Source organism: Maribacter sp. 6B07 (assembly GCF_002700155.1).
In the GTDB taxonomy this organism is placed as follows: Bacteria; Bacteroidota; Bacteroidia; order Flavobacteriales; family Flavobacteriaceae; genus Maribacter; species Maribacter dokdonensis.
The window spans coordinates 658,084-666,794 of record NZ_PDUT01000002.1 but is presented as its reverse complement, the minus strand read 5'-3'; the positions used below and the strand labels follow the sequence as shown (position 1 = coordinate 666,794).

The following is an 8,711-nucleotide window of genomic DNA, read 5'->3' as shown; positions in this document are numbered from 1 at the left end:
ACCCATTTCTTATAGCGGTACCAAGATTAAAATTATCTGAAGAATGATGTACAATATGTGCAGCCCATAAAATTCGTATTTCATGATTTGCCCTATGAAACCAGTAGTACGTAAAATCATCGGCCAACTGACATAAGAGCCACACGTACCAAGCATACCCAAAGGACTCATACCCCATTATATTAGTTCTCACCCCATCAACCATTGGGTTGAACAATTCATAGGCCCATTCAAAAAGAACTACCAACAAAATAACCTTAAGTAAAGGACCAATAATGGCCGAACCAATACCCATTGCACTACTAGCTGCAAAATCTTTCCAATCATAAAGATCATCATCTCCATGAGTTTTGCTATAGGTCAATTCTAATAAGATAAAGGCAATAAAAGCTGGTGCACCGTATACCAGCGGGTTAGTGAAATCCATTAATTCAAATTTTTGTAAAGGTAGTTATAAAACCAACCGTTCTAAAAAAATGTCTAATCTTAACTTTCTATTTTACGATAAGACAATTCAATTGTTCAACACAAAACTATTATTTCTTGTTTTTAAGTATCTCATTTTGCTCCTGTAACAATTTTTCCAAACTAGACAATAGCGCAATATTCTTTGGTGTTTCCACCTCTTTATTTGTAGGATCTTCAGATTTTTGCTTGAACCTGTTAATAAACTTCACCATTACGAAAATGGTAAAAGCAATAATTCCAAAATCTATAAGTGATTCTATAAGCTCCCCATAACCAATAGCAACTTCTTCTACACTATCCGTTGCCTGCCTAAGTATCCACTTTTTATTTGAAAGATTAACGTCATCTGTCAACAAAGAGAGAGGGGGCATAATAATAGCAGAAACAATTGTACTGACAACTTTATTAAATGCGGTACCAATAATAATACCGACAGCCAAATCTATCATATTGCCCTTGATGGCAAAATTCTTGAATTCTTCAAAAAAATTCTTCATAAACTCAATTAATCAAATAAAGTGGGTTCATCTGCAGAACCACCATCTACATCTTTTGATTTCTTATTTTCGGTACCAGATTCTACTGCCTGCTCATCTACTACTTCAATATCTTCCGTTTTTTCAGGGATAACCGGCTCATAAGGCAAAGGCTCTAAGCTATTAATGTTTTTCACCTTTTCAGTTATCAATTGATTACCTAAAGCTTTAATTCCCTTGATAGCTATAAAATTCTCAATATCAACACTTTCATTTTCCTTAGCCTCTTTCCCTCTAGGCTTTGGAAATTCAATTTCAATCATTGGTCTCCAATCTGTAGAAACAAGCTCCAAGTATGATTTTGGATGTTCTGAAATAAATAATTCCTCCTTATTTTCGTTCTCTATTAAAAATCTTTTTACGTAGAATCTTTCTTTCTCACCCTCCCAATAAATGGCTGAGATGGGCTTCTCAGGTATCCATTTTTCAAGTACGATCATATCGTCATCAAAATGCGAAGTAAGCACTGGCAAAAATGTTTTAGCCACACCTTTTTGATTGATTACCAAAAGTAAATCATCACCTTTAAACTCCCCCAACAATTCTCCTCTGCCATCAACATTCAATCTACGCACAACATCATCAAACCAAATCTTTCTTGGCTTTAATGTAGAAACACCTTTTTCTTTAAGTTCTATGCGTTTTACGGAGTATTTGGTCACTATATTTCCTTTAGACGCTCTTCCTTTTATAAGAACATCTGAAAAATCAATATCCCATTTTAATTTTTTTATGCTTCCAACCTGACGTAACAAAACGGTAATAACTTCAGCTTCACCGTTAGGGTTTGCGGAAAAATATAGCACTTGTGTTCCAGGCTTACCTGTACCTAGCTCATAAATTCTATCACGCGTTATACTGGTAACATTAAAACGTTTTATATAGGTAGCCCCACCTTTACCATCCTTATAAATTAAATTATAAGTAGTACGCTTATCTTTCTTCTTAAATACAGCGACATGAATGATTCCCTTACCAACAAAAGTTTTGGAATCTACCTTTGAAACCATCATCTTACCCTCGTTGGTGATAACAATAATATCATCTATATCACTACAATCCGTTACGTATTCATCACGTTTTAACGAAGTACCCACAAAACCTTCTTCCCTGTTTACATAGAGCTTGGTATTCCTTATAACCACTTTGGTAGCTTCTATATCGTCAAAAACACGAATCTCGGTTTTTCTACCGCGATTCTTGCCATAAGTTTCCTTTAGGTTTTTAAAATAATCAATGGCAAACTCTATCAAATTAGCCAAATGGTTTTTAACTTCCGCAATACGCTCTTGCAGACTCTCTAAATGTTGTTGGGCCTTATCTAAATCAAATTTTGAAATTCTTTTAATACGAATTTCAGTCAACCTGGTAATATCCTCTACGGTAACGGCTCGTTTTAAATGCTTTGTATGTGGAGCAAGCCCTTTACCTATAGCATTTATCACCCCTTCCCAAGTCTCCTCTTCCTCAATATCTCTATAAATACGGTTCTCAATAAAAATTCGCTCTAAAGAGGCAAAATGCCATTGCTCCTCTAGCTCACCAAGTTGAATTTCCAGTTCTTGTTTTAAAAGATCAACCGTAGAATCCGTAGATCTTTTCAACATCTCCGTTACACCAATGAATAAGGGTTTATTATCTTCAATAATACAACCCAATGGTGAAATAGAGGATTCACACGCCGTAAATGCATAAAGGGCATCTATTGTTTTATCCGGTGAAATTCCACTGGGCAAATGCACCAATATTTCAACTTCCGCAGCGGTGTTATCCTCAATTTTTTTAATTTTTATCTTACCTTTTTCATTGGCCTTTAAGATAGAATCTATTAAACTACCAGTATTAGTACCATAAGGTATCTCATTGATTACCAGTGTATTCTTATCTAACTGGGAAATCTTTGCACGCACACGAATTTTACCACCCCTAAGTCCATCATTGTAATTGGTAACATCAATAATACCAGCCGTTTGAAAATCCGGAAAGATTTTAAATCGTTGTCCTTTTAAGTGCTTAATGGAGGCATCAATCAGCTCCACAAAATTATGCGAAAGTACTTTTGTGGAAAGCCCCACAGCAATACCTTCCGCTCCTTGAGCTAATAACAAAGGAAATTTTACGGGTAAGTTTACAGGTTCTTTTTTTCTTCCATCATAAGAAGCCTGCCACTCTGTAATTTTAGGACTAAAAATAACCTCTAAGGCAAATTTAGATAACCTTGCCTCAATATATCTTGAAGCAGCCGCTCTATCCCCGGTCAAAATATTACCCCAGTTTCCTTGAGTATCTATTAAAAGGTCCTTTTGACCTATTTGAACCATGGCATCGGCAATACTGGCATCACCATGTGGGTGATACTGCATAGTGTGACCTACTACATTCGCCACCTTATTATACCTACCGTCATCCAACTCCTTTAGTGAATGCATGATTCTTCGCTGTACAGGTTTAAAACCATCTTCAATTGCAGGTACAGCTCTTTCTAGAATTACGTATGAAGCATAATCCAAGAACCAATCTTTATACATACCGGTTACCCGTGTAAGGGCCTCGGCAGGTTCAGTTGTTTCGTTATTTTCTTCGGAAAGGTGGTCGTTAATTTCCTCGTTCAAATCGTCATTTTCTTCCATTCAGAAGCAATCGTATTAACTTAATTTATACTACTTTATCTTCTATTAAATCAACTTCTACTTTAAGATTGTTGATAATAAATTTTTGTCGGTCGGGTGTGTTTTTCCCCATATAAAAACTGAGCAATTCTTCAATAGACATTGCTTTATCTAACATAATGGGCTCCAATCTAATATCGTCACCAATAAAATGTCTAAATTCATCGGGAGAAATTTCACCCAATCCTTTAAATCGGGTAATTTCTGGTTTACCACTTAACTTATTTATCGCATTTTGACGCTCTTCATCACTATAACAATAAATAGTTTCCTTTTTATTTCTAACCCTGAATAAAGGAGTCTGTAGAATATACAAATGATTTTCCTTTATCAATTCCGGGAAAAATTGCAAAAAGAAGGTAATCAACAATAAACGAATATGCATACCATCTACATCGGCATCTGTGGCAATAATGATATTATTATATCGTAAATCTTCAATAGATTCCTCAATATTCAATGCTGCCTGCAGAAGATTGAATTCTTCATTTTCATATACAATCTTCTTTGACATTCCGTAAGAGTTCAAAGGCTTTCCTTTTAAACTAAAAACGGCCTGAGTATTCACATCCCTTGACTTTGTTATGGAACCAGATGCAGAATCACCCTCGGTAATAAACAGGGCACTTTCCAATCTACGATCATGCTTCATATCACTTAAGTGCACCCTACAGTCCCGTAATTTCTTATTATGAAGACTTGCCTTTTTTGCTCTATCACGGGCTAATTTTCGAATACCAGACAACTCCTTACGTTCCTTCTCCGCCATCATAATCTTACGTTGAAGTTTCTCTGCCGTCTCTGCATTCTTATGCAGATAGTTATCTAGATACTTGCCAACAAAGTCATTAATATAGGTACGCACGGTAGGAAAGTCTCCACCCATATCGGTAGAACCCAATTTAGTTTTTGTCTGACTTTCAAAAACCGGCTCCATTACTTTGATCGATATAGCGGATATTATTGATTTCCTAATATCGGAAGCATCATAAGACTTTCCATAAAAGTCACGAATAGTTTTTACGATTGCCTCTCTAAATGCTGCTTGATGCGTACCACCATGGGTAGTGTGCTGACCATTTACAAAAGAATGGTACTCCTCACTATATTGTGTTTTACTATGGGTAATGGCTACTTCTATATCTTCACCCTTTAAGTGGATAACAGGGTACAACATATCTTCTACATTGTTATTATCCTCTAAAAGATCTTTTAATCCGTTTTCAGAATGAAATTTTTCACCGTTATAAACTATTGTCAACCCTGGGTTCAAGTAAACATAGTTTCTGAGCATACGTTCTACATACTCATTCCTGTATTTGTAATTTTTAAAAATGGTCTCATCAGGTATAAAGGTAACTTTGGTACCTTTCCTTTTACTGGTTTCCTCAGGACCTACTTCGCTTTCTAAATTCCCGGAACTGAACTGCGCGGTCTTTAGTTGATTATCCCTAGAAGATTGCACCTCAAAAAAACTGGATAAGGCATTAACCGCCTTGGTACCAACTCCGTTTAGACCCACTGATTTTTTAAAGGCGCGACTATCATATTTACCACCAGTGTTCATTTTAGAGACTACATCTACCACTTTACCTAAAGGTATACCCCTACCGTAATCCCTTACCTTTACAACTTTATCTTTTATGGAGATTTCAATGGTCTTTCCAGCGCCCATTACAAATTCATCTATACAGTTATCTATAACCTCTTTTAAAAGAATATAGATTCCGTCATCGGCAGAAGACCCATCCCCTAACTTACCAATATACATACCAGGTCTTAATCGGATATGTTCTTTCCAATCGAGCGAGCGTATGTTATCTTCAGTATATTGAGATTCTTGAGCCATATAAAAAAATTTATGAAAGTTGCGTTAAAGATAGCACCACTCGGCAAAAGATAAAATAGCTAACTGTTAAAGTAATTAACAATTAATTCATGTCTTTTGTTGATAGCCTCAACAAATATGGTAATTCAGTCAAAAACTATTGCATTAAAATTCATAATAAATGAACTAATAATAACTGACCTATGTCATTGTAGTTTTTTCGTCAATTAAATATCTTTAATGAAGAATTTGAATACTTATGGAATTTATTGATTACTATAAAATTCTTGAATTAGACAAAACGGCTACTCAAGCAGAAATTAAAAAGGCGTATCGCAAATTAGCTCGCAAACTTCATCCGGATTTAAACCCTAATGATAAATCCGCACAAGAGAAGTTTCAACGCGTTAATGAAGCGAACGAGGTTTTAAGCGATCCTGAAAAAAGGAAAAAGTACGACCAATATGGTAAAGATTGGGAACATGCCGAAGCTTTTGAAGAAGCCAAAAAAAGCCAGCGCAGTTCCACTTCTAATACAAATAGAACTTACACCAATTATAGCGGGCAGCAAGAAGATTTTTCAGATTTCTTTGAATCCATGTTCGGTGGTGGCGGCTTTGGAGGCAGTACAAGACAAAGGACCTCCCAATTTAAAGGTCAAGATTTAAATGCTACGTTAAATTTAAATATGACCGATATTCTACATGAACAAAAGCAGACTTTAGATCTTGGAAACAAAAAAATTAGAATCACTATCCCTGCGGGTGTCGAAGACGGACAAACAATAAAGATTACAGGTTATGGTGGCGAGGGTGTAAACGGTGGTCCAAAAGGGGATTTATATCTAACATTTGAAATTTACAACAACACAGATTTTCAAAGAGTAGGAAACGATTTATTCAAAAATGAATCTATTTCTCTTTATGATGCCATTTTAGGTAGCTCAATTGAAATTACAACATTGACCGGAAAGGTAAAATTAAAAGTAAAACCAGAAACACAGAACGACACCAAAATAAAGCTAAAAGGAAAAGGTATGCCTATTTATAAAAAGAAAGGTGCGCATGGAGATTTATATATTACCTATAAAGTCACTATGCCAACCAATCTATCTCAAAAAGAAAAAGAATTGTTTAAACAGCTATCAGAATTAAGATAATTATGGATCAAGAGAACTATATACAAATAGAAGTATACTGCAAACAAACGCAAACTCCCTTAGAGTTCATAGATGACTTGTTAGAGTTTGAAATGATTGAAATTCAGGAAATTGACAACAAGAATTATGTGTTACCACATCACATATTAGAAATAGAACGCATTTACAGATTGAGAAATGACCTTGGTATTAACATGGAAGGAATAGACACCATTAATCATATGATAAAAAAAGTCAACCGACTGGAGCAAGAATTAAAAATGCTACGAGATCGCCTGACTATATATGAACATTAACCGTTAAAACGGAAATGCATTACAGCGTTATTTTATATTACAAAACTTATATACTACAAAGTTATTCACACATTCGAAACAAGGAATTTGCTTCTCCTTCCGGTAATATTGTTCCATTTCCAAAGCCATCAAGATAATAATTGCCCTGATTGGAATCGAATAAGTTTTTTAGACCACAGACATCATTTAAATTAGAATTTTGACTTAATGTTACGCCAAATATACTTGAACCACCAGATGATTTAAAAATATTAGATAGATTTTGAAAACCATTTAAATTTTCTAGTTTTTCATTATACTCAACAATAATATCTGCATTCCAGGCAGTGTTCAAGTTTTCCAAAGCATCTATATTCAAAAGAGCATTATTGGATTGTATTTCAATTGTTCCAACACATAAAATACAATCGATTCCAGCGCCAGTTATCTCCAAACTATTTAAGCCTTGAAGGTTTTCAAGTAAGTCATTTCCTGATATTGTAAGTTTTCCGCCTATTGACTCTAAGTTGTTAAGTCCACCCAGGTTTATAAGATTAACATTATTACTCACATTCAAATCTCCGTTTAATATAGTTGTCAGTGACTCTAGACCTTTCAAGTCTTCAAGAGACCTATTACCCGAAATCATTAAAGCCTCATCAATATTGGAAATATTATTTAAACCAGACAGAGACAATAGAGAATTATTAGCATTTAGCCTTAAGCTAAATAAGGTGTTTAATTTTTCCAATCCGTTTAAACTCGTTAAACTCTCCATTAACGAAATAAAAATTGAACCATTCACCATTTGTAATGATTCAAAAAACAACAAATTTTCAACACCCGATGCTAACTGTATTGTCAGGTTAGAACCAATTGTTGTTAAATTGCCAAATCCATCAATTGTACCTGAACCATTATTAACGCCATAAATTTCTAAGTCATCACCAATTGACAATACATTGGCAAAACTATTTATGGATTCCAAATTATCATTTGCAATAATGGTTAAACTACCTTCAATATTCTCCAGGGCATCAAAACCTGTTATTTCATGTAAAAAAAGATTTTCTTTAATTATTAAAGATCCCTTAATTAAAGAAATGGTTGATAATGGGCTTAAATTTTCAATAGATGAAGGTGAATTTATATCCTGAACAGTTATATTTCCTGAAATCTGGGTATAACCGACGGCTCCAAATTCATCAACCTCCTGTTGTGAAGTAAGAATTACATCTCCATTAAAAATTTTGGCAATAGGTCCAGGCTCAATTGAAGTGAAACTTATTTCATTCCCATAGCCCACACCCTCAATATTGGTTGCGTAAGCCCTCACAAAATATTCGGTATTTGGTTCCAACCCATCAATTACACTTGTAAAATCTGCTGCGCCAGTACCATCAGATGTTATAAAATCATCAATTGTTGGTGTTGAAGAAACACTCCAACAAACTCCTTTAGATATTATTTCCGCACCTCCGTCATCAGAAATGTCACCCCCTGAAACAGCTGAATTATCAGTAATATTCGTAGCAATATTAGTAGTCAACTCCGGAATTCCTAACTCTACAAATTCATCTGTGCCCAAATCATCCGATTCAGAATCCGAGCAACTAATTGTACATAAAATAATAAAGTAAAGCGGTAATAATTTTTTAAACTTCTGCATTTAGATAGATAAAATTTTAATTTATTCAAAGAAAACAAATCAACTAATTATCTAACTAAAAAACAGACTTAACAATCAAATTAATCGCCAATTAACATCAGTAGCCT

Annotated in this window: 7 protein-coding genes; 2 read left to right on the top strand and 5 right to left on the bottom strand. The window is 34.7% G+C overall.

All coding sequences use genetic code 11. The annotated features are described in order from the left end of the window. From CSC80_RS12640 to CSC80_RS12625, 4 genes are all read right to left on the bottom strand, one after another. The coding region (locus CSC80_RS12640) for a sterol desaturase family protein (RefSeq protein WP_143751750.1) at nucleotides 1-427 on the bottom strand (427 nt) is incomplete at its 3' end. 109 nt (nucleotides 428-536) lie between these two features. Further along, nucleotides 537-965 (bottom strand): large-conductance mechanosensitive channel protein MscL, encoded by a 429-nt coding sequence (gene mscL, locus CSC80_RS12635; protein ID WP_058102602.1) that lies wholly within the window; start codon nucleotides 963-965, stop codon nucleotides 537-539. Between the two features lie 8 nt (nucleotides 966-973). Then, nucleotides 974-3,634, bottom strand: coding sequence for a DNA gyrase/topoisomerase IV subunit A (locus CSC80_RS12630; protein WP_099192284.1), 2,661 nt, complete (start codon nucleotides 3,632-3,634; stop codon nucleotides 974-976). A gap of 25 nt (nucleotides 3,635-3,659) precedes the next feature. Next, the gene (locus CSC80_RS12625; RefSeq protein ID WP_074673671.1) at nucleotides 3,660-5,522 is read right to left on the bottom strand and encodes a DNA topoisomerase IV subunit B; all 1,863 of its coding nucleotides are present in this window, start codon (nucleotides 5,520-5,522) and stop codon (nucleotides 3,660-3,662) included. A gap of 238 nt (nucleotides 5,523-5,760) precedes the next feature. On the opposite strand from CSC80_RS12625, the gene CSC80_RS12620 reads away from it, so the two are divergent. Both CSC80_RS12620 and CSC80_RS12615 read left to right on the top strand, forming a co-directional pair. Continuing rightward, nucleotides 5,761-6,660, top strand: coding sequence for a DnaJ C-terminal domain-containing protein (locus CSC80_RS12620; RefSeq protein WP_099192283.1), 900 nt, complete (start codon nucleotides 5,761-5,763; stop codon nucleotides 6,658-6,660). Nucleotides 6,661-6,662: 2 nt separating this feature from the next. After that, nucleotides 6,663-6,956 (top strand): chaperone modulator CbpM, encoded by a 294-nt coding sequence (locus CSC80_RS12615; RefSeq protein ID WP_099192281.1) that lies wholly within the window; start codon nucleotides 6,663-6,665, stop codon nucleotides 6,954-6,956. 61 nt (nucleotides 6,957-7,017) lie between these two features. Here CSC80_RS12615 and CSC80_RS12610 read toward each other — a convergent pair whose 3' ends face one another. Beyond that, nucleotides 7,018-8,604, bottom strand: coding sequence for a hypothetical protein (locus CSC80_RS12610; protein ID WP_099192279.1), 1,587 nt, complete (start codon nucleotides 8,602-8,604; stop codon nucleotides 7,018-7,020). Nucleotides 8,605-8,711 lie beyond the last annotated feature (107 nt).